Genomic DNA, 19094 nt, shown 5'->3' on the forward strand with positions numbered 1-19094 from the left:
ATCTATTCCATGTTGGTGTGGCGGGTGCGCATGGCCTCGGACGACTGGCCGGTCAGCGCCTTGAGCTTCAGCACCATCACCTCGAACAGCAGGAACAGCGCCCCTTCGAAGACCGAGCCCATCGGCAGCAGCGATGTCTTTTGTGGCCCCTGGTCACGCGCCATGGTCTGCGCCGGGATCAGCAAGGTGAAGTCGGCAAGCGCGACCGCACTACTGCCTGCCTCGGCGGTGAGCAAAAGCACGGTGGCGCCGGCCTGGCGGGCGACTTGCATCAAGGTAAGCACCGTCGTCGTCTCGCCCGGGCCGGAACTGACCAGGAAGACATCGGCTGGGCGAAGCGGTGGCGTGTTCATGTCGCCGACCACCGACACCTCAAGGCCAAGGTGATAGAGGCGCATGGCGAAACCCTTGAGCTGCAACGCCTCGCGGCCGCAGCCATAGACGACGATCTTTTGCGCGCGGGCCAGGGTTTCGCAGGCGGTGTCGATGCCGGCTTCGTCGACGCGCGCCAGTACGGCGCCCAGCTCTTGCAGGGCGGTCGAAAACATATCCGAGCCGGCATTCGTCATGAGAGTCCCATCTGTCCGGCTGGGTTTGTGGCCGGTGATTTCGGGTTGCGCGCTTTCGGAAAAAGGCTTGTTTTTGTTCATGCTATCACCGCGAAAATGCCTGTCCAACGGCCATGGCGGCTTTTGCTGAGCCAGCGGCGTGATAGTGTCATGTCAGACAATCAATCCAGGAAATCAGCACGACATGAAGACACGGCATTTCGACCGCATCGGCAATGGCGGCCTCGACTTCACCGAGCTTGGCTTCGGCAGCGCGCCGCTCGGCAACCTTTACCGCGCCGTCCCCGACGCGGATGCCAACGCCACGCTGGAGGCGGCGTGGGCGACCGGCTGCCGTTACTACGACACCGCGCCGCTCTATGGCCTGGGCCTTGCCGAAACACGGCTCAATGCCTTCCTGCGCGGCAGGAAGCGCGACGATTATGTGCTGTCGAGCAAGGTCGGTCGCCTGTTGCGCGCCTGCCCGCCGGAGGAACGAACCGGCATCGGCAAGTTCTTCGACACACCGACGCGCAAGGAGGTCTACGACTACAGCTACGACGGCGTCATGCGCTCGTTCGAGGCGTCGCTGGAACGGCTTGGCGTCGACCGCATCGACATCCTTTTCGTCCATGACCTCGACATCTTCACCCATGGCAGCAAGGAGGCGTCAGACCAGCGCATCGAGGAATTCATGGCCTCGGGCTACAACGGACTGGTTGCGCTGCGCGACCAGGGCGTGATCAAGGCCTTCGGCGGCGGCATCAACGAATGGGAGGTTTGCCAGACGCTGGCGGAGCGTGGCGACTTCGACCTGTTCCTGCTGGCCGGGCGCTACACGCTGCTGGAACAGGAAGCGCTTGCCACCTTCCTGCCGCTCTGTGAGCAACGCGGCATCGGCATCGTTCTCGGCGGTCCTTACAATTCCGGCATCCTGGCGACCGGGCCGAAGCCAGGCGCCTATTACAATTACTCCGAGGCGCCAAGGGACATCATGGATCGCGTCGGGCGCATCGAGGCCGTCTGCCAGCGCCATGGCGTCAGGCTGATCGAGGCGGCGCTGCAGTTTCCGCTGCTGCACCCTTCCGTGGTGTCGGTCATCCCCGGCGGCCAGCGGCCGAGTGAAGTCGAAAGCAACCGCGCCCTGCTCGATGCCAAGCTGCCTGCGGCGCTGTGGGCGGACCTCAAGCAGGAAGGCCTGATGCGCGCGGATGCGCCGGTGGGCTGAAGGCTCGTCTCAGCGGGCTGACGGCCTGCCGCCATCGAGGCAAAAGAAAAGCCGGGCGAACCCGGCTTTTCAACATTCTCTGAAAAATTTTTAGTTGACCGCGTCCTTGAGGCCTTTGCCGGCCGAGAACTTCGGCACGGTACGCGCCGGAATCTTCACTTCCGCGCCAGTCTGCGGGTTGCGGCCAGTCGATGCCGCACGCTTGGAGACGGTGAAATTTCCGAAGCCGACGAGCCGTACATCGCCGCCCTTCTTCAGTTCGCCAGTGATGACGGAGAACACCGCCTCAACCGCCGACTGTGCGTCACCCTTCGAAATGCTCGCGGATTCAGCGACAGCGGAAACCAGTTCGTTCTTGTTCATAAAAATTCCCTTCCATGAGAAAACCGGAACTTTCGACTCATCCGGCAGGAGAGGGACTTTAGAAAGAAGCGCTCGCAAACCCAAGTCAAAAAGCCGGAAAAAAGTTGAAAAAAGCCCGGAAATGGTGGGTTTTTCACATGAAAAAGCCGGGCTCAAGGCCCGGCTCTCTCTTTGTGCACTGCAACTTTAGTAGTTTCTAATGTGCAAGCGACTTTCCAGCATCGTCAACGGTATCGGTGGAAGCCGGCGGATTGACTGGCTCGACCCACTCGATTGGCTCCGGCATGCGCACCAGCGCGTGCCTCAGAACCTCGCCGACACGTGAGACCGGAATGATCTCCATACCGTTCTTCACATTGTCCGGTATCTCCGCCAGATCCTTGGCGTTGTCTTCCGGGATCAGCACCTTCTTGATGCCGCCGCGCAGTGCGGCGAGCAGTTTCTCCTTGAGGCCGCCGATCGGCAAGATGCGGCCGCGAAGCGTTATCTCGCCAGTCATCGCCACATCGGCCCGGACCGGAATACCAGTCATGACAGATACGATGGCCGTCGCCATGGCAGCACCTGCAGACGGACCGTCCTTCGGCGTGGCGCCTTCGGGCAAGTGGACGTGGATGTCACGCTTGTCGAACAGCGGCGGCTCGATGCCGAAATCGATGGCCCGCGAGCGGACATAAGAGGCCGCCGCCGAGATCGATTCCTTCATCACGTCGCGCAGATTGCCGGTCACCGTCATGCGGCCCTTGCCGGGCATCATGACGCCTTCGACCGTCAGCAGCTCGCCGCCGACTTCCGTCCAGGCAAGACCGGTGACGACACCGACCTGATCGTCAGCCTCGACCTGGCCGAAGCGGAAGCGCGGAACACCGAGGTAATCAGCGAGGTTCGCCGCCGTGATGCTCACCGTCTTCTTCTTCGTCTTCAGGATCTCGGTCACCGCCTTGCGCCCGAGCTTCATCAGCTCGCGCTCCAGGCTTCTGACGCCCGCTTCACGGGTGTAGGTCTGGATGATGCCGCGGATCGCGTCTTCGCCGACGGAGAATTCCTTCGGCTGCAGGGCATGGTCGCGGATCACCTTGGGCATCAGGTGACGCTTGGCGATCTCGATCTTCTCGTCCTCGGTGTAGCCGGCGATACGGATGATCTCCATGCGGTCCATCAGGGGCGCAGGGATGTTCAGCGTGTTCGCCGTCGTCACGAACATCACGCTCGACAGGTCGTATTCGACCTCGAGGTAATGGTCCATGAACGTCGAGTTCTGCTCGGGATCGAGCACCTCGAGCAAGGCCGATGACGGATCGCCGCGGAAGTCCTGGCCCATCTTGTCGATCTCGTCGAGCAGGAAGAGCGGGTTGGACTTCTTGGCCTTCTTCATCGACTGGATGACCTTGCCGGGCATCGAACCGATATAGGTGCGGCGGTGGCCACGGATCTCGGCCTCGTCACGCACGCCGCCAAGCGCCATGCGGATAAATTCGCGGCCGGTCGCCTTGGCGATCGATTTGCCGAGCGAGGTCTTGCCGACGCCGGGAGGGCCGACGAGGCACAGGATCGGCCCCTTCAGCTTCTTCTGGCGGCTTTGCACGGCGAGATACTCGACGATGCGGTCCTTGACCTTGTCGAGGCCGAAATGATCGGTGTCGAGCACGTTCTGCGCAAACGCCAGGTCCTGCTTGACCTTGGAGTTCTTGCCCCACGGGATCGACAGGATCCAGTCGAGGTAGTTGCGCACGACGGTCGATTCCGCCGACATCGGCGACATCGTCCGCAGCTTCTTCAACTCGGCTTCCGCCTTTTCGCGGGCCTCCTTGGAGAGCTTGGTCTTCTTGATGCGCGCCTCGATCTCGGCGGCCTCGTCGCGGCCGTCCTCGCCTTCGCCGAGTTCCTTCTGGATCGCCTTCATCTGCTCGTTGAGGTAATATTCGCGCTGCGTCTTCTCCATCTGGCGCTTGACGCGCGAGCGGATGCGCTTCTCCACCTGCAGGACGGAGATTTCGGCTTCCATGAAGCCCATCGCCTTTTCCAGCCGTTCCTTGACGGACAGCGTGGCCAGCATCTCCTGCTTCTCGGGGATCTTGATGGCGAGGTGCGAGGCAACCGTATCGGCGAGCTTGGAATAGTCGTCGATCTGGCTGGCGGCGCCCACCACTTCAGGCGAGATCTTCTTGTTCAGCTTGACGTAGTTTTCGAAGTCGGTGACGACCGAACGGGCGAGCGCCTCGACCTCGACCTCTTCCTCCTCCGGCTCGACCAGCGCCGTGGCGGTAGCTTCGTGGAAGTCCGGACGGTCGGTGAACGAGACGATCTTGGCACGCGAAGCGCCTTCGACCAGCACCTTGACGGTGCCGTCGGGCAGCTTCAGCAATTGCAGCACATTGGCGAGCGTGCCGATGTCGAAGATCGCATCGGGCTCGGGATCGTCATCGGCGGCATTCATCTGGGTGGCAAGCAGGATCTGCTTTTCCTGACCCATAACCTCTTCCAGCGCCTTGATCGACTTTTCACGCCCGACAAAGAGCGGAACGATCATGTGCGGGAACACCACGATGTCGCGCAGTGGGAGGACTGCGAAGACGCCGTCGCTGGGAGCCTTGGATATTTTGGCCATTGTCCAACCTTTCATGTCGCGGCCGCTAATTGAGCCAACCGCGAATCTCATATTAACGACCGGGGATCGTTCCGCCTACCACCGTTTGTGACGGGAGTTTTACAGCACAGAATTCGGCACCTCGGCCTTCCGATGTTAGTTGGATGCACGAGGGGCAAAGATCAAGGGTCGACACGTACGTTCATCCACTCCGTCACAAGGATCGGTACCTCACCACAGCAAAACGGCGCCCCGCGGGCGCCGTTCCATAAAAAGGTTAGGCCAGATGCCAGATCAGGCGCTGACGTTGCCCTTCTTTTCCTTCTGCTCGGAATAGATGTAGAGCGGCCGGGCGCTGCCGGTCACCACTTCTTCCGAAATCACCACTTCGCGCACGCCTTCCAGAGCGGGCAGTTCGAACATGGTGTCGAGCAGGATTGCTTCCATGATCGAGCGCAGGCCACGGGCGCCGGTCTTGCGCTCGATGGCGCGCTTGGCGATCGCCGACAGCGCATTCTCATGGAAGGTCAGGTCGACACTCTCCATCTCGAACAGCCGCTGATACTGCTTGACCAGCGCGTTCTTCGGCTCGGTCAGGATCTGGATCAGCGCCGGCTCGTCGAGGTCTTCAAGCGTCGCCAGGACCGGCAGACGGCCGACAAACTCGGGGATGAGGCCGAACTTCAAGAGATCCTCGGGCTCGACCAGGCGGAACACGTCGCCGGTGCGACGATCCTCGGGCGAAGCCACGATGGCGCCGAAGCCGATGGAAGTCTTCCTGCCGCGATCCGAGATGATCTTGTCCAGCCCGGCGAAGGCGCCGCCGCAGATGAACAGGATATTGGCGGTGTCGACCTGCAGGAACTCCTGCTGCGGATGCTTGCGGCCGCCCTGCGGCGGCACGGAGGCAACGGTGCCTTCCATGATCTTCAGAAGCGCCTGCTGCACGCCCTCGCCCGACACGTCGCGGGTGATCGATGGGTTGTCGGACTTGCGCGAAATCTTGTCGATTTCATCGATGTAGACGATGCCGCGCTGGGCGCGCTCCACATTGTAGTCGGCCGACTGCAGCAGCTTCAGGATGATGTTTTCGACGTCCTCGCCGACGTAACCGGCTTCGGTCAGCGTCGTCGCGTCGGCCATGGTGAAGGGCACGTCGATGATGCGGGCCAGCGTCTGGGCAAGCAGCGTCTTGCCGCAGCCGGTCGGGCCGATCAGCAGGATGTTGGACTTCGCCAATTCGACGTCGTTGTTCTTGCCGGCATGCGCCAGGCGCTTGTAGTGGTTGTGGACAGCCACCGACAGCACGCGCTTGGCGTAGGGCTGGCCGATGACATAGTCGTCGAGAACCTTCAGGATCTCCTGCGGGGTCGGCACGCCCTCGCGCGACTTCACCATCGAGGTCTTGTTCTCCTCGCGGATGATGTCCATGCATAGCTCGACGCACTCGTCGCAGATGAACACCGTTGGGCCGGCGATCAGCTTGCGCACCTCGTGCTGGCTTTTGCCGCAAAACGAGCAATAAAGCGTGTTCTTCGAATCACCGCTGTTGTTGCCGACTTTGCTCATTTTCCTGTCCTTTCATGGCCGCCCGCCGATGGTCTGGCTGAAAGGGCGCATATTCTATCTATCGCGGGAATTCGCCGCCGCCAGTGTCCCGGCTCCCGCAACGCATTCCGTACGAAACACAAATCAGAAAACGTCGCAATGATTCGCGCCAACCCTGCACAAAGCTAAGCCGTCGAAAATCAACATAGCCTTAACGTAGGCAATCCCATCCACCGAGGGAACAGCCAATTGTGGCCGAAATGCCGCAAATCCCAGCAAAAGCGCGTTATCCAGCCACGCAACTGCCATGCAGCGCTTATGCCGCAGCGCCTTCGACCGGCTCGCGCGACGAAATGACCTTGTCGATGAGGCCGAAATCCTTGGCTTCGTCGGCTGTCATGAAATGGTCGCGGTCAAGCGTCTTTTCAATGTCTTCGTAGCTCTTACCGGTGTGTTTGACGTAGACCTCGTTGAGGCGGCGCTTCAGCTTGATGATGTCCTGCGCGTGCCGCTCGATGTCGGAGGCCTGGCCCTGGAAACCGCCGGAAGGCTGGTGAACCATGATACGGGCGTTCGGCGTGGCAAAACGCATGTCCTTGTGGCCGGCGGTCAGAAGCAGCGAGCCCATCGACGCCGCCTGGCCGATGCACAGCGTCGACACCGCCGGCTTGATGAACTGCATGGTGTCGTAGATCGCCATGCCCGAGGTCACCACGCCGCCCGGCGAGTTGATGTAGAGATTGATCTCTTTCTTCGGGTTCTCGGCCTCGAGGAACAAAAGCTGTGCACAAACCAGCGTCGCCATACCGTCTTCGACCGGGCCGGTGATGAAAATGATGCGCTCTTTCAGCAGGCGCGAGAAAATGTCGTAGGCCCGCTCGCCGCGATTGGTCTGCTCGACCACCATCGGAACGAGGTTCATGTAGGTTTCGACGGGGTTCTTCATGGACTACCCTTTTTGGAGATGGGGATTCCGGCGCCGGAACATCGGGCAGAATCGGTTCTTGACGGTTAGAATGTAAATAGGATGCCGGCTCACCCTAGCGCAAGGCCGCCTCCTCCTAGCCATCTGGTTAAGTCGAATCAAGGTTTCCGCGCAAGGGAAAGTCCGAACGCGGCCAGCGGCGTTTTTGCGGTGTAGCAATTCCTTAACCGCGTCGCTTAACGAAACGCGGCGAAACCGCTTTCCCCCGGAGAACCATCCCCTACAGTTCAACGTTGAACCTCACCTTCTCGCGTTCAAACAGGGGGAGTGCCATGATCAGGAAAACTGTTTGCCTCGCCATTTCCGGCCTTGCCGGTCTCGGCATGGTGTCCGATGCGGTTGCCGACGGCCGGGCCGCCGAATGCTATGAGCCGGTGCACAGGCCGGCGCTCTATGACACCGTCTATGAAGACGTCATGGTCAGTCCCGGCGGGCAGCTGGTCGACTATGATCCGCCGATCTATGGCACCATGGAGCGCGTCGAGCAGATCGCGCCGCCCCGAGTCACCTATGACATCGTACCGGCGAGAACCCGCACCGTTTACCGCACGGTCCAGGTCGACGATGGCGGCTATGCCTGGGAATGGCGCGTCATCCACGGCCGCAAGGTGCTGTGCAAGGTGTGGCGCAAGGCCCGCTACGCGCGTGTCGCCGAAACGGTGATGCTTGAACCGGAGCGCACACGCCGGGTTGTGCTGCCGGCCGAATATGAAAGCGTCGCCCATGAAGTGCTGGTGCGGCCCGAGCGGCGGCACGTCACCCAGATAGCGCCGTCATACCAGAGGGTGGCGCGCCGGGTGGTGGTGCAGGAAGGCTCGACCAGCTGGCGCCGCGTGCATATTGCCAGGCATTGCCAGGATTAGACTTCGGTACTTCGCCGAGGTCCGTCTCGGTTGGCTCAATTCATAGGCCCGTCGGGGGCCAACATCCGGTCTGGCACCAAGCTGGCAAGCCGCGCTAATGGTCTGGCATGACCACATCCATGCCGCCCTACCTCGCCTTTGATCCAGCCACGCGCCGCCTGCGGCTTGATCCGCACGAACCGGCGTTTTTCCAGAACCCTTACGACGCCTATGCCGTCCTGCATGGCGCATCGAATGCCTTCTTCTGGGAGGAATTCGGCTTCTGGTGCTTTGGCGGCTTCGACGACGTCAACCGGCTGTTGCGCGACCGCCGCTTCGGCCGCCAGAACCCGGCCGGCATTCCCGACAGCCGCGGCATCGGCGAGGATCGCTCGCATTTGGCCGCTTTCGACGGCATCGAGAGCAATTCGATGCTGGAGCTGGAGCCGCCGGTGCACACCAGGCTCAGAACCCTGGTCAACCGCGCCTTCGTCTCGCGCCAGGTCGAGCGGCTGCGGCCGCGCGTGGAGGCGCTGGCCAATGAGCTGATCGACCGTTTCGAACCGCGCCAGGTCGATCTATTGCCCAGCTTCGCCGCACCTTTGCCGATCACCATCATTGCCGAAATGCTCGGTGTGCCGGTCGAAATGGGGCCGCAACTGCTCGACTGGTCGCACCGGATGGTGGCCATGTACATGCATGGCCGGACGCGCGAGACCGAGGAAGCGGCCAATCGCGCCGCGCGCGATTTTTCCGACTTTTTGTGCGGCTATGTCACCGAGCGGCGCAAGAAGCCTGGCGACGACCTGCTGTCGCTGCTGATCGCGGCGCAGGAGGATGGCCAGAAGCTGTCGGAAGACGAGTTGGTCTCGTCCGCCATCCTGTTGCTCAATGCCGGCCACGAGGCGACCGTCCATCAAACCGGCAACGCCGTGCGCACGTTGCTGGCGCAAGGCGGCGACCCCGGCCGTTTCTTCACCTCGCCGGAAGCAACCGCTGCGACGGTCGAGGAGTGCCTGCGCTTCGACGCGCCGCTGCACATGTTCACCCGCTACGCCTGTCAGGAGGTCGAGGTGACATCCGGGGTTGTCGTACAACCGGGGGAGACGGTCGGCCTGCTGCTCGGCATGGCCAATCATGATCCGCTTGCCTTTGCCGAACCTGGCGCCTTCCGGCCCGGCCGACCAGACCAGAAGAATGTCTCGTTCGGCGCCGGTATCCATTTCTGTATTGGTGCGCCGCTGGCGCGGCTGGAATTGCAGGTGTCGCTGAAAACCCTGTTCGAGCGGCAGCCGCAACTCCATCTTGCGGAGCAGCCGCGCTTCCGCGACACCTATCATTTTCATGGGCTGGAAAAGCTCGCCGTCGGGTTCTGACGCGAGGATGGGGGTTCTACGCAGGCGGCAACCAGCCCCTTGGCTCAATCCTCGCCGGGAAGCTCAAGCGTACGCCCTGCGTAGAGAATCCGCAGTATGATCACCGTGTCACCGGTGAATTCAAATGCAATGGTAGCGCGACGGCGCCAGCCAACGGTGCGCAAGCCAGGAGCAATCTCGTCATGACGTGTTCCCCGCTCGGGAAACGTTTCAAAACTCAGGCAAGTCGACAATACGTCCGACGAAGTTCAGCGCCGTATCGACGCCCGCCCTTGGCGCCAGTTCGGTCAGCAACTCCGCAATGTCTTGCTGTGCCGCGGCGTGAAACCTCACCCGATATTTCATGCACCGGTGCGCGGCCTGGCAGTGACTTTTCGAGCGTAGTCCGAAAGGTTCTTGCGTACCTCTTCGGCCGTCAAAAGGCGCTCGGGATGCGCGCGAGCATCCTCAAGGGTCGGCACCACTTCCTCCAGTAGCCAACGCTGCATGGCCGAGTCGCGCGCTACCAGGGTGCGCAAGCCATCGCGGATAACTTCGCTTTCGCTGGCGTATTTGCCTGAGGAAACCTTATCCTTCACCATCTGCGCGAGGTCGTGCGGCAGGGTGATGGTCAGCGGTTGGGTCGTTCGCATGGTCGCATCCTTCCGATCCCCACACTATAGCATAGTGTATGACTTAGTCATACACTATGTCGAGATCGGATCGCTGGGCCAGAACCCTTGCGCCGCGAGCGTCAGAGCTTGATCACATACTCCTTGCGGGTCGTTTCAAGCACTTCCCAGCTGCCCCTGAAGCCTGGCCTGAGCACGAAGCTGTCGCCGGCGCGCACCGTGCGCGCCTCGCCGCCATCCTCGGCAACCACCGAGACGCCGGACAGGATGTGGCAGAACTCCCATTCGTCATATTCGATGCGCCATTTGCCCGGCGTCGCTTCCCAGATGCCGGCATAGAGGCGGCCATCGCGCTCCTCGACATTCCAGGTGCGGAACTTCGGATCGCCCGCAATCAGACGATCCGGCGCCGGGGCGCCATGTTCGGCGTCGACGCTGTCGGTCGATATTGCCAAGTAATGCGCGGACAGGGTTTGCCTCCAACAGATTAGTGACTAGTGAGTAGTGCAGTGAGTAGTGACTAGTGAGTAGTGAGTAGTTAGTAGTTAGTAGTGAGTAGTGAGCGGAAAGCGCTCCCTCGAGCGGGTGGCTGATCACTAATCACTGCTAACTAGTGAATACCGACTACTACTCACTACTCACTACTCACTAAAAAAATCAAACCTTGGCCAAAGCCTGTTCCAGGTCGGCGACGATGTCGTTGACATCCTCGATGCCGACGGAAAGCCGGACCGTGTCCGGTCCCGCACCCGCCTTGACCTTCTGCTCGTCGGAAAGCTGGCGATGCGTGGTCGATGCCGGATGGATGACCAGCGACTTGGTGTCGCCGACATTGGCGAGGTGCGAGAACAGTTCGAGCGCCTCGACGAACTTGATGCCGGCCTCGTAGCCGCCCTTCAGGCCGAAGGTGAAGACAGCACCGGCGCCTTGCGGCGAGTATTTCTTCTGCAGCGCGTTGTTCTTGTCGCTGGGCAGGCCGGGATAGTTGACCCAGGCGACCTTGGGGTGGTTGGACAGCCAGCCGGCTACGGTGATCGCATTGTCGCAATGGCGCTGCATCCTGAGCGGCAAGGTCTCCAGCCCGGTCAGGATCAGGAAGGCATTGAACGGCGAAATCGCCGGGCCGATGTCACGCAGGCCAAGCACGCGCGCGGCGATGGCGAAAGCGAAATTGCCGAAGGTTTCGTGCAGGACAAGGCCGCCATATTCGGGGCGCGGCTCCGACAGCATCGGATATTTGCCGGATTTCGACCAGTCGAACGTGCCGCCATCGACGATGGCGCCGCCGATCGAATTGCCGTGGCCGCCGATGAACTTGGTCAGCGAATGGACGACGATGTCGGCGCCATGCTCGATCGGCCGCACCAGATAGGGCGAGGCCAGCGTGTTGTCGACGATGAGCGGCAAGCCGTGCTTGCGGGCGATGTCGCCGATCTTCTCGATGTCGACGAAGGTGCCGCCGGGATTGGCCAGGCTCTCGATGAAGATCGCCTTGGTCTTGCCATCGATCTGGCTTTCGAAAGTGGAGATGTCGTTGGTGTCGGCCCAACGCACCTCCCAGCCGAAATTCTTGAAGGCATGGCCGAACTGATTGATCGAACCACCGTAAAGCCTTGTGGCGGCGACGAAATTATCGCCAGGCCGCATGAGATTGTGGAACACGATCACCTGTGCGGCATGGCCGGAAGCAACGGCAAGTGCAGCCGTGCCGCCTTCGAGCGCCGCGATCCGCTCTTCCAGCACCGCCTGGGTCGGGTTCATGATGCGGGTGTAGATGTTGCCGAAGGCCTTCAGCCCGAACAGCGAGGCGGCATGGTCGGCATCGTCGAACACAAAGGAGGTCGTCTGGTAGATCGGCGTGGCGCGTGCGCCCGTTGCCGGGTCGGGCTTGGCGCCGGCATGGACGGCGAGCGTGTTGAAACCGGGCGTGCGGGTCATCGAAAACCTCCCTGAGCGGTAAACGTGTGAATGGTGAAATGATGAATGGTGAGCGATAAATGGTGGTCGCAAAGTCGGCCAGTCCCACCTTGATTGCAAGCCGCTCATATGCGGCTTTACCCGGCTTCCAGGAAAATCCTTCTATTCACCATTCACCATTCACTGCCTTACTTCTGGCGCACACCGAAACTCTGGAATCCCGACCGCATCAGCGGCTTCTTCGACGACAGCACACCGGAGTTGACGCCGGTCCAGCCGATCTCGCCCGACAGCTTGCCATATTCGATCTTCGGGCAGCGGTTCATCACCACCTTGATACCGGCCGCCTCGGCACGCGCGGCCGCCTCGTCGTCGCGCACGCCAAGCTGCATCCAGATCACCTTCGGCAAGGGGTCGAGCTTCAGCACCTCATCGACAATGCCGGGCACCGATGCAGAGGCGCGAAAGATGTCGACCATGTCGACCGGCTCCGGCAGATCGGCAAGGCTGGCATAGGTCATGCGGCCGAGGATTTCCTTGCCGGCCTGCCCCGGATTGATCGGAAACACCGAAAAGCCCTTGGCCAGCAGATATTTCAGCACGAAAAAGCTCGGCCTGACATCGTTGGCCGACGCGCCGACCATGGCGATGGTCTTCACAGAATTGAGGATGCCGCCGATATAGGCATTGTCGTAGCTATCGTGATTCACTCGTCGGTCTCCCTCAGTGCTTCCTCCATAAAGGACTGCGGGTCCGTGCAGAAGTCGCGCATCATGCGAAAATGATCGGTATCGGTGAAATCTGTGGGGTCGAGGCCGAAGCGGCTGATGCGGAACAGCCGCGCGCCCGGACAGGCCATCAGCAGCGGCGAGTGCGTCGCCATGATCACTTGAGCCGTGCCGGACCGGTCCATGCGCCGCAGCATCTTCAGCAGCTCGATCTGCCGCGATGGCGACAGCGCGCTTTCGGGCTCGTCGAGGATGTAGATACCTTGCCGGCGGCAGCGCTCCTCGAAGAAGCGGATGAACCCTTCACCATGCGACCAGGACAGGAAATCCGGCGGCGCCCCGCCAGATTCCAGCGCCGCCTGATCGAGATAGCGGGCAACCGTGTAAAAAGATTCGGCGCGGAAGAACCAACCCGCTGTGACCTTCGGCAGCCAGTGGCCGCGCAACGTGTCGGCAAGCGCTGCACCACTCTCGTCGATGGCGCCGGAGTGGTCGACGGGCATGTAGCCCTTGCCGCCGCCGGCTTCGTCGTAACCGGCCACCGCGCCGATCGCTTCCAGCAGCGTCGATTTGCCGGTGCCGTTTTCGCCGACAATGATGGTGATCGGCGTGGTGAATTCGAGCTCGAATTCGCGGCCGCGGAACAGCGGCAGGTTCCAGGGATACTTGTCCCAATCTTCCACGCGCTCGGGGTCAATCAGGATGCGTTTGAGATAGGGCGCCTTAAGCCGGGTCAGTTGCTTGCGATAGCCCATGCGGACGCTCAGTCCGGCAGCGAGATGGTGCCGTCATCCGCGATCGGGAAGGCCGGATTGTGCGCCACTTCCCAGACATGGCCGTCGGCATCGGCGAAATAGCCGTACCAGCCGCCCCAGAAGGCACGGCCGGCCGGCTTGACGATTGTGCCGCCGGCCTTCTCGGCGGCCGCCAGCACGTCGTCGACTTCGGCATCGGAGCGGGTGTTGTAGGCGAGGTAGACCGCCGACGGTGCTGCGGCGAAGGCAATGCCTGAATCCTCCTCGGCGCTTGGCCTCGGGAACAGGCCGAGAATGGCGCCGCCCATCTGGAAGAAGGCGGCGCCATCGGTGATGCCGGCGTGGCGCTTCAAGCCCATGCCTTCGTAAAAGCGCACGGCGCGCTCGAGATCGTCGGTGGCGATGGTGATGATGGAGATGCGCGGTTCCATGGATCGAAAACCTATTCGTCCGTCCATTCCGGTTTGCGCTTGCCGATGAAGGCGCCGATGCCTTCCTCGGCGTCGCGGGCCAGCATGTTCTCGACCATGACGCGGCCGGTATAGGCATACGCGTCCGCCAACCCCATCTCGGCCTGCGCGTAAAAGGCTTCCTTGCCGGTCTTGACCACCAGAGATGATTTGGAGGCAATGGTTTGCGCGTATTTGGTGACGATCTGATTCAGGTATTCGCGCGGCACAACGCGGTTGACCAGGCCGAATTCCTTGGCGGTTGCGGCATCGATGGTCTCGCCGGTGAGCAGCATTTCCATGGCGTGCTTGTGAGACACGTTGCGGGACAGCGCCACCATCGGCGTCGAACAAAACAGGCCGATATTGACGCCCGGCGTGCAGAAGGTCGCTTCATGCGAGGCAATGGCGAGGTCGCAACTGCAAACCAGTTGCAGCCCCGCAGCGGTGGCTAGGCCATCGACTTCGGCGATGATCGGGAGCGGATGGCGCACGATCTGCTGCATCAACGCCGCGCAAGCCGAAAATGTCTGCTCGAAAAACCCCTTGCCCTTGTCGGCGTCGGCGCGGCGCGCAGTCATTTCCTTGAGATCGTGACCGGCGCAGAAGACTTTCCCGGCGGCCGCCAAGACGATGACGCGGACCGATTTGTTGGCCTTGGCACGGTCGAGCTCGGCGCTCAATGCCGCCATGACGGAAAGCGACAAGGCATTGGCGGGCGGATTGGCGAGCGTCAGGCGCAGCACGCCCTTGTCCAGCCCGGCGATGACCGGCCCGTCTATGGCAACAGGTTTGATCGAAAGGATTTCGGCCATGACAAGGGTCTCCGCGATTCCGCCGGGCGCCGCCAGACTATCTAATATCGGATCGAGTTTCATCAACACCCATCGCTTGCGCCAAGGTGTTGCCAGAAGCGCATCATTGCGTTCATACAGGCCCGGCATAGAACGAGAGACCGACATGCCCGCCCAGGATAATCTCAAGCCGGTGCTGACGGCGGCTGAAGTCAATGCGCTGATGGCCAGCGTCTACCCGCAGCTCAACGACGAGTTCACGTCGTATGAGGCGCTCGATGTGTTTCCGGGCGGCTGCACGGTGCGGCTCAATGCCGACGAGCGGCATTTGCGGCCCGGCGGCACGGTGTCCGGGCCCTCGCTGTTCACGCTGGCCGACATTGGCGGCTATGTCTGCGTGCTCAGCCATGCCGGGCCGGATGCGCTTTCGGTTACCGTCAACCTCAACATCAATTTCGTCCGCAAGGCCGAGGCCGGCCCGATCGACGGCCATTGCCGCGTCCTGAAGCTGGGCAAGAGCCTGATGGTGTTCGATATCGACATCGTCGGCGGACCGAGGGAACACACGGTAGCGCATGCGACCGGCACCTATTCGATCCCGCCGAAGCGCGCCGCCGATGTGGTAAAATAATACCTTTTGGTCAAACCTTTGTTTTTATTACACTTTGCGAGCAGACGTGCGTTTCCTGCGCCTTGACGTGCCCACTCCCCTCGCCTATAAGCCGTCACGAAGCAGCGGCCCGCAAAGGCCGCCGTTTTGTTATTGGCGGCGGGCAAGTGCCTTGTCGCCAATCCAAGCAACAAGAAACGCCTTCTTCGGAAGGTCAAAATCGAAAGCAGAAATCCATGGCAACCTTTTCGCAGAAGCCTGCGGATGTGGTGAAGAAGTGGGTGCTGATCGACGCCGAGGGTCTCGTCGTCGGCCGTCTCGCCACTGTCATCGCCAATCATCTTCGCGGCAAGCACAAGCCCACCTTCACCCCGCATGTCGACGACGGCGATAACGTCATCGTCATCAATGCCGACAAGGTGGTGTTCACCGGCAAGAAGTTCACCGACAAGGTCTATTACTGGCACACCGGTCACCCCGGCGGCATCAAGGAGCGCACCGCGCGCCAGCTGCTCGAGGGCCGTTTCCCCGAGCGTGTCGTCGAGAAGGCCGTCGAACGCATGATCCCGCGCGGGCCGCTCGGCCGTCGCCAGATGAAGAACCTCCGCGTCTATGCAGGCGCGGAACATCCGCATGTCGCCCAGCAGCCCGTCACCCTCGACGTCGGCGCGCTGAACGCCAAGAACAAGAAGGTTGCATAAGATGGCTGAGCTTTCCTCGCTCGCAGAATTGGGCGCCGCCACCGGCAACACCAACACCCAGCCGGCAGCACCCGTGCATGTCCAGAAGCTCGACAAGTCGGGCCGCGCCTATGCCACCGGCAAGCGCAAGAACGCCATCGCCCGCGTCTGGGTGAAGCCGGGTTCGGGCAAGATCGTCGTCAACGACAAGGAATTCGCGACCTATTTCGCGCGTCCGGTCCTGCAGATGATCCTCAACCAGCCGATCATCGCTTCCAACCGCGCCGGCCAGTACGACATCGTCGCCACCGTCATCGGCGGCGGCCTGTCCGGCCAGGCCGGTGCCGTTCGTCACGGCATCTCCAAGGCGCTGACCTACTATGAGCCGGCACTGCGCGCCGTGCTCAAGAAGGGCGGCTTCCTGACCCGCGACAGCCGCGTCGTCGAGCGCAAGAAGTACGGCAAGGCGAAGGCCCGTCGTTCCTTCCAGTTCTCGAAGCGCTAAGCGCTGCGACGTTCCAGACATCGAAAGGCCGCCTCCGGGCGGCCTTTTCTTTTGGGTCTCGGCAGTCACCCCACCCGGCGCTTCGCGCCGACCTCCCCATCGAGGGGAGGTAGGAGGTCGCGGCAGTTTTGCCGCCCGGACAATCCACGATGGTCCAGCGGCTAGCAAACCAGTTCGACCATAAAAGCGCGGCACCCTACCTCCCCTCGATGGGGAGGTCGGCGCGAAGCGCCGGGTGGGGTGATGGCGCCGGCCTCGGTTCAAGTCTCAGAACTTGCCGGCCTTGATGTAATCGATAAACGCCCGTAGCGGCGCTGGAACCAGACGCCGTCCGGGATAGTACAGAAATGGTCCGGGAAAACTCTGCCACCAAGGTTCGAGCACGGGCTCCAGGGCGCCGCTTTCGAAGTGAGGGCGAAGCCAGCCCTCGAAGAGAGCGACGATGCCGCTGCCGGCAATGGCCGCATGGACGGCAAGATCGCTCGCCCCGCCGATCCGCACGATCAACGGCCCCGTCGTGTCGACCCGCACCACCTCGCCGTCGCGCTCGAATTCCCACGGCAGCATCGCACCGCTGGCAAAACGACCGCGCAGACAAGCATGGCCAAGCAGGTCGCTCGGGTGCTGCGGCCGCCCATGGCGCTCGAGATAGGCGGGGCTGGCGCCAGTGGCGAAGCGCTGGACGCGCGGTCCGATCGGCACCGCGATCATATCCTGCTCCAGTCGCTCGTCATAGCGGATGCCGGCGTCGCAGCCGGCCGCCAACACGTCGACGAAGTTCTCATCGGCGATGACCTCCAGCCGAATGCCGGGATAGGCGGCGAGGAAGCCCGGAACGATGTCGGGCAATATCAGCCGCGCGGCGCTGACCGGGACGTTGAGGCGCAGCGAACCGGCCGGCCTGTCGCGAAAGCCATTGACCACGTCGAGGGCCGCCTCCACCTCCGACAGCGCCGGGCCAAGCCTTCCCAAGAGGCTGAGGCCTGCGTCGGTTGGAACAACGCTGCGTGTGGTGCGGTTGAACAGCCTGACGCCGAGCTGCGTCTCCAGGCGGCGCACCGCTTCGCTCAGGCCCGACGCGCTGCCGCCGCCGGCGCGAGCCCCTTCGCGAAAACCGCCGGCACGCGCCACCGTCACGAAAGCATTCAGATCGCCAAGATCCATCATTGTTCGCCATTCCGCACAAGCTGTACGGATTGTACCTTATTATCCCGAGGTTGAGCAGCGTCTATCTTCGCCTCCTCAAAGGAGACCGACCATGTCCACCATCCAAAAATCCGGCACATTCACCCTCGGCAGCCACACCGTGAAACGGCTCGGCTACGGCGCCATGCAACTTGCCGGCCCGCACGTTTTCGGTCCGCCGAAGAATCATGACGCGGCCATTGCAGTGCTGCGCGAAGCGGTGGCCTCCGGGGTCAACCACATCGACACCAGCGACTATTATGGCCCGCATGTCACCAACCAGCTGATCCGCGAAGCGCTGGCGCCCTATCCGCAAGACCTCGTCATCGTCACAAAGATCGGGGCGCGGCGCGGCAGCGACGGCTCATGGCTGCCTGCCTATTCCGCCAAGGAACTTGAGCAGGCCGTGCACGATAATCTCAGGAATCTCGGTCTTGAGGTGCTGGATGTCGTCAATCTGCGCATCATGTTCGGGGTGATGGGTCCCGCCGAGGGCTCGATCGAGCCGCAGTTGACCGCGCTTGCCGAACTGCAGCGCAAGGGTCTGGTGCGCCATATCGGCCTGAGCAACGTCACCCCAGCGCAGGTCGAGGAAGGCCGTGGGATCGCCGAGATCGTCTGCGTGCAGAACCAGTACAATCTGGCGCATCGCGACGACGACGGGTTGATCGATGAACTGGCGCGCGCCGGTATCGCCTACACGCCGTTCTTCCCGCTCGGCGGTTTCAGCCCGCTGCAGTCGTCGACCTTGTCGGATGTGGCCGCGCGGCTCGGCGCCACACCCTTGCAGGTTGCGCTCGCCTGGCTGCTGCGCCGCTCGCCGAACATCCTGCTGATCCCGGGGACGTCGTCGATCGGGCATTTGAGAGAGAACCTGGCGGCGGCGGAACTGGAGCTGTCGGCCGATGTGCTAAGGGAATTGGATGGGGTGGCGAAAGCGGCGTGAAGATTTTGCGGGCGGCGCTGTCACCCCACCCGCGCCTTCGGCGCGACCTCCCCATCGAGGGGAGGTAGGAGGTCGCGGCAGCCTTGCATGCCTCGCAATCGCTACGACTGTCGGAATCTAAAGCGCCAACGCCCTACCTCCCCTCGATGGGGAGGTCGGCGCGCAGCGCCGGGTGGGGTGATGGCGCCGACGTACGATTACTAATTGATACTCGCCGTATTCGCGGCTCGGCCGGCTTCGCCTCATCCACATAAGGCACCCTAAACCCGTTGGCCCCCAGCCAGCCAATGGCAGCCTTCGGTTCGTCGGTCTGGATGATGGTGGCGCCGCGTTCGGCCCAGAAACCGTGGTCTCGGCCGGCATGCCGGCCTGCACCGCCAGTTCATCGCCGCAGCCGCCGGAGAGGAAGCCGCCGGGCCTTGCACCTTGGCGATACA

Annotated in this window: 21 protein-coding genes and 1 pseudogene; 7 read left to right on the top strand and 15 right to left on the bottom strand. The window is 62.1% G+C overall.

All coding sequences use genetic code 11. The features are described from left to right. Positions 1–2: 2 nt before the first annotated feature. Positions 3–569, bottom strand: a complete 567-nt coding sequence (locus NLY43_RS03670; RefSeq protein WP_023689464.1) for an SIS domain-containing protein — start codon at positions 567–569, stop codon at positions 3–5. 184 nt (positions 570–753) lie between these two features. Here NLY43_RS03670 and NLY43_RS03675 point away from each other — a divergent pair, with 184 nt between their 5' ends. Beyond that, positions 754–1776 (top strand): aldo/keto reductase, encoded by a 1023-nt coding sequence (locus NLY43_RS03675; RefSeq protein WP_023669424.1) that lies wholly within the window; start codon positions 754–756, stop codon positions 1774–1776. Between the two features lie 90 nt (positions 1777–1866). Here NLY43_RS03675 and NLY43_RS03680 read toward each other — a convergent pair whose 3' ends face one another. From NLY43_RS03680 to clpP, 4 genes are all read right to left on the bottom strand, one after another. Beyond that, complete coding sequence (locus NLY43_RS03680; RefSeq protein ID WP_023669423.1) at positions 1867–2139, bottom strand: HU family DNA-binding protein; 273 nt, start codon at positions 2137–2139, stop codon at positions 1867–1869. 196 nt (positions 2140–2335) lie between these two features. Next, positions 2336–4747, bottom strand: a complete 2412-nt coding sequence (gene lon, locus NLY43_RS03685; RefSeq protein WP_023682304.1) for an endopeptidase La — start codon at positions 4745–4747, stop codon at positions 2336–2338. Positions 4748–5020: 273 nt separating this feature from the next. Then, positions 5021–6295, bottom strand: a complete 1275-nt coding sequence (gene clpX, locus NLY43_RS03690; protein WP_023682305.1) for an ATP-dependent Clp protease ATP-binding subunit ClpX — start codon at positions 6293–6295, stop codon at positions 5021–5023. Positions 6296–6590: 295 nt separating this feature from the next. Then, positions 6591–7220: an ATP-dependent Clp endopeptidase proteolytic subunit ClpP gene (gene clpP, locus NLY43_RS03695; RefSeq protein WP_023682306.1), complete on the bottom strand. Its 630-nt coding sequence runs from the start codon at positions 7218–7220 to the stop codon at positions 6591–6593. A 311-nt stretch (positions 7221–7531) separates the two neighbouring features. On the opposite strand from clpP, the gene NLY43_RS03700 reads away from it, so the two are divergent. Both NLY43_RS03700 and NLY43_RS03705 read left to right on the top strand, forming a co-directional pair. Continuing rightward, on the top strand, positions 7532–8122 hold the full coding sequence (locus NLY43_RS03700) for a hypothetical protein (protein ID WP_023711520.1): 591 nt from the start codon (positions 7532–7534) through the stop codon (positions 8120–8122). A 107-nt stretch (positions 8123–8229) separates the two neighbouring features. Next, the gene (locus NLY43_RS03705; protein WP_023711521.1) at positions 8230–9477 is read left to right on the top strand and encodes a cytochrome P450; all 1248 of its coding nucleotides are present in this window, start codon (positions 8230–8232) and stop codon (positions 9475–9477) included. A 210-nt stretch (positions 9478–9687) separates the two neighbouring features. On the opposite strand, the gene NLY43_RS03710 is transcribed toward NLY43_RS03705, so the two are convergent. The 8 genes from NLY43_RS03710 to NLY43_RS03745 form a co-directional block, all read right to left on the bottom strand. Next, entirely contained in the window at positions 9688–9810 is a 123-nt protein-coding gene (locus NLY43_RS03710; protein ID WP_280800301.1) for a hypothetical protein, read from the bottom strand. Positions 9811–9818: 8 nt separating this feature from the next. Further along, a complete protein-coding gene (locus NLY43_RS03715) occupies positions 9819–10109 on the bottom strand; it encodes a ribbon-helix-helix domain-containing protein (RefSeq protein WP_023711523.1) in 291 nt (96 codons plus the stop codon). 101 nt (positions 10110–10210) lie between these two features. Continuing rightward, positions 10211–10543 (bottom strand): cupin domain-containing protein, encoded by a 333-nt coding sequence (locus tag NLY43_RS03720; protein ID WP_488505273.1) that lies wholly within the window; start codon positions 10541–10543, stop codon positions 10211–10213. A 202-nt stretch (positions 10544–10745) separates the two neighbouring features. Next, positions 10746–12026 (bottom strand): O-acetylhomoserine aminocarboxypropyltransferase, encoded by a 1281-nt coding sequence (locus NLY43_RS03725; protein WP_023711524.1) that lies wholly within the window; start codon positions 12024–12026, stop codon positions 10746–10748. Positions 12027–12193: 167 nt separating this feature from the next. Then, positions 12194–12715 (bottom strand): CoA-binding protein, encoded by a 522-nt coding sequence (locus NLY43_RS03730; RefSeq protein WP_023711525.1) that lies wholly within the window; start codon positions 12713–12715, stop codon positions 12194–12196. Next, on the bottom strand, positions 12712–13488 hold the full coding sequence (locus NLY43_RS03735; protein ID WP_023711526.1) for an AAA family ATPase: 777 nt from the start codon (positions 13486–13488) through the stop codon (positions 12712–12714). The genes NLY43_RS03730 and NLY43_RS03735 overlap by 4 nt, the downstream gene beginning before the upstream one ends. Positions 13489–13496: 8 nt before the next feature. Then, entirely contained in the window at positions 13497–13919 is a 423-nt protein-coding gene (locus tag NLY43_RS03740; protein WP_023711527.1) for a VOC family protein, read from the bottom strand. Positions 13920–13930: 11 nt separating this feature from the next. Beyond that, positions 13931–14752 carry an enoyl-CoA hydratase gene (locus NLY43_RS03745; protein ID WP_023689473.1) on the bottom strand — a complete coding sequence of 274 codons (822 nt, stop codon included), beginning with the start codon at positions 14750–14752 and terminating at the stop codon, positions 13931–13933. 145 nt (positions 14753–14897) lie between these two features. Here NLY43_RS03745 and NLY43_RS03750 point away from each other — a divergent pair, with 145 nt between their 5' ends. The 3 genes from NLY43_RS03750 (at position 14898) to rpsI (ending at position 16526) form a co-directional block, all read left to right on the top strand. Further along, positions 14898–15362: a PaaI family thioesterase gene (locus tag NLY43_RS03750; protein ID WP_023711528.1), complete on the top strand. Its 465-nt coding sequence runs from the start codon at positions 14898–14900 to the stop codon at positions 15360–15362. 215 nt (positions 15363–15577) lie between these two features. Next, positions 15578–16042, top strand: coding sequence for a 50S ribosomal protein L13 (rplM, locus tag NLY43_RS03755; RefSeq protein WP_023711529.1), 465 nt, complete (start codon positions 15578–15580; stop codon positions 16040–16042). A gap of 1 nt (position 16043) precedes the next feature. Beyond that, the gene (gene rpsI / locus NLY43_RS03760) at positions 16044–16526 is read left to right on the top strand and encodes a 30S ribosomal protein S9 (protein WP_023669408.1); all 483 of its coding nucleotides are present in this window, start codon (positions 16044–16046) and stop codon (positions 16524–16526) included. Positions 16527–16793: 267 nt separating this feature from the next. Here rpsI and NLY43_RS03765 read toward each other — a convergent pair whose 3' ends face one another. Next, positions 16794–17693: a LysR family transcriptional regulator gene (locus NLY43_RS03765; protein WP_023693291.1), complete on the bottom strand. Its 900-nt coding sequence runs from the start codon at positions 17691–17693 to the stop codon at positions 16794–16796. A gap of 91 nt (positions 17694–17784) precedes the next feature. On the opposite strand from NLY43_RS03765, the gene NLY43_RS03770 reads away from it, so the two are divergent. After that, a complete protein-coding gene (locus NLY43_RS03770; protein ID WP_023689475.1) occupies positions 17785–18657 on the top strand; it encodes an aldo/keto reductase family oxidoreductase in 873 nt (290 codons plus the stop codon). Positions 18658–18857: 200 nt separating this feature from the next. Here NLY43_RS03770 and NLY43_RS03775 read toward each other — a convergent pair. Beyond that, positions 18858–19077 (bottom strand): annotated as a pseudogene (locus NLY43_RS03775) (glycerophosphodiester phosphodiesterase family protein); the annotation flags it as partial. Positions 19078–19094 lie beyond the last annotated feature (17 nt).

Source organism: Mesorhizobium sp. C416B (genome assembly GCF_030323165.1).
Lineage (GTDB): Bacteria > Pseudomonadota > Alphaproteobacteria > Rhizobiales > Rhizobiaceae > Mesorhizobium.

Coding starts and splice junctions, on each gene's coding strand:
- NLY43_RS03670 (WP_023689464.1), bottom strand. CDS start 569: ATGACGAATGCCGGCTCGGATATGTTTTCGACCGCCCTGCAAGAGCTG.
- NLY43_RS03675 (WP_023669424.1), top strand. CDS start 754: ATGAAGACACGGCATTTCGACCGCATCGGCAATGGCGGCCTCGACTTC.
- NLY43_RS03680 (WP_023669423.1), bottom strand. CDS start 2,139: ATGAACAAGAACGAACTGGTTTCCGCTGTCGCTGAATCCGCGAGCATT.
- lon (WP_023682304.1), bottom strand. CDS start 4,747: ATGGCCAAAATATCCAAGGCTCCCAGCGACGGCGTCTTCGCAGTCCTC.
- clpX (WP_023682305.1), bottom strand. CDS start 6,295: ATGAGCAAAGTCGGCAACAACAGCGGTGATTCGAAGAACACGCTTTAT.
- clpP (WP_023682306.1), bottom strand. CDS start 7,220: ATGAAGAACCCCGTCGAAACCTACATGAACCTCGTTCCGATGGTGGTC.
- NLY43_RS03700 (WP_023711520.1), top strand. CDS start 7,532: ATGATCAGGAAAACTGTTTGCCTCGCCATTTCCGGCCTTGCCGGTCTC.
- NLY43_RS03705 (WP_023711521.1), top strand. CDS start 8,230: ATGACCACATCCATGCCGCCCTACCTCGCCTTTGATCCAGCCACGCGC.
- NLY43_RS03715 (WP_023711523.1), bottom strand. CDS start 10,109: ATGCGAACGACCCAACCGCTGACCATCACCCTGCCGCACGACCTCGCG.
- NLY43_RS03725 (WP_023711524.1), bottom strand. CDS start 12,026: ATGACCCGCACGCCCGGTTTCAACACGCTCGCCGTCCATGCCGGCGCC.
- NLY43_RS03735 (WP_023711526.1), bottom strand. CDS start 13,488: ATGGGCTATCGCAAGCAACTGACCCGGCTTAAGGCGCCCTATCTCAAA.
- NLY43_RS03740 (WP_023711527.1), bottom strand. CDS start 13,919: ATGGAACCGCGCATCTCCATCATCACCATCGCCACCGACGATCTCGAG.
- NLY43_RS03745 (WP_023689473.1), bottom strand. CDS start 14,752: ATGGCCGAAATCCTTTCGATCAAACCTGTTGCCATAGACGGGCCGGTC.
- NLY43_RS03750 (WP_023711528.1), top strand. CDS start 14,898: ATGCCCGCCCAGGATAATCTCAAGCCGGTGCTGACGGCGGCTGAAGTC.
- rplM (WP_023711529.1), top strand. CDS start 15,578: ATGGCAACCTTTTCGCAGAAGCCTGCGGATGTGGTGAAGAAGTGGGTG.
- rpsI (WP_023669408.1), top strand. CDS start 16,044: ATGGCTGAGCTTTCCTCGCTCGCAGAATTGGGCGCCGCCACCGGCAAC.
- NLY43_RS03765 (WP_023693291.1), bottom strand. CDS start 17,693: ATGATGGATCTTGGCGATCTGAATGCTTTCGTGACGGTGGCGCGTGCC.
- NLY43_RS03770 (WP_023689475.1), top strand. CDS start 17,785: ATGTCCACCATCCAAAAATCCGGCACATTCACCCTCGGCAGCCACACC.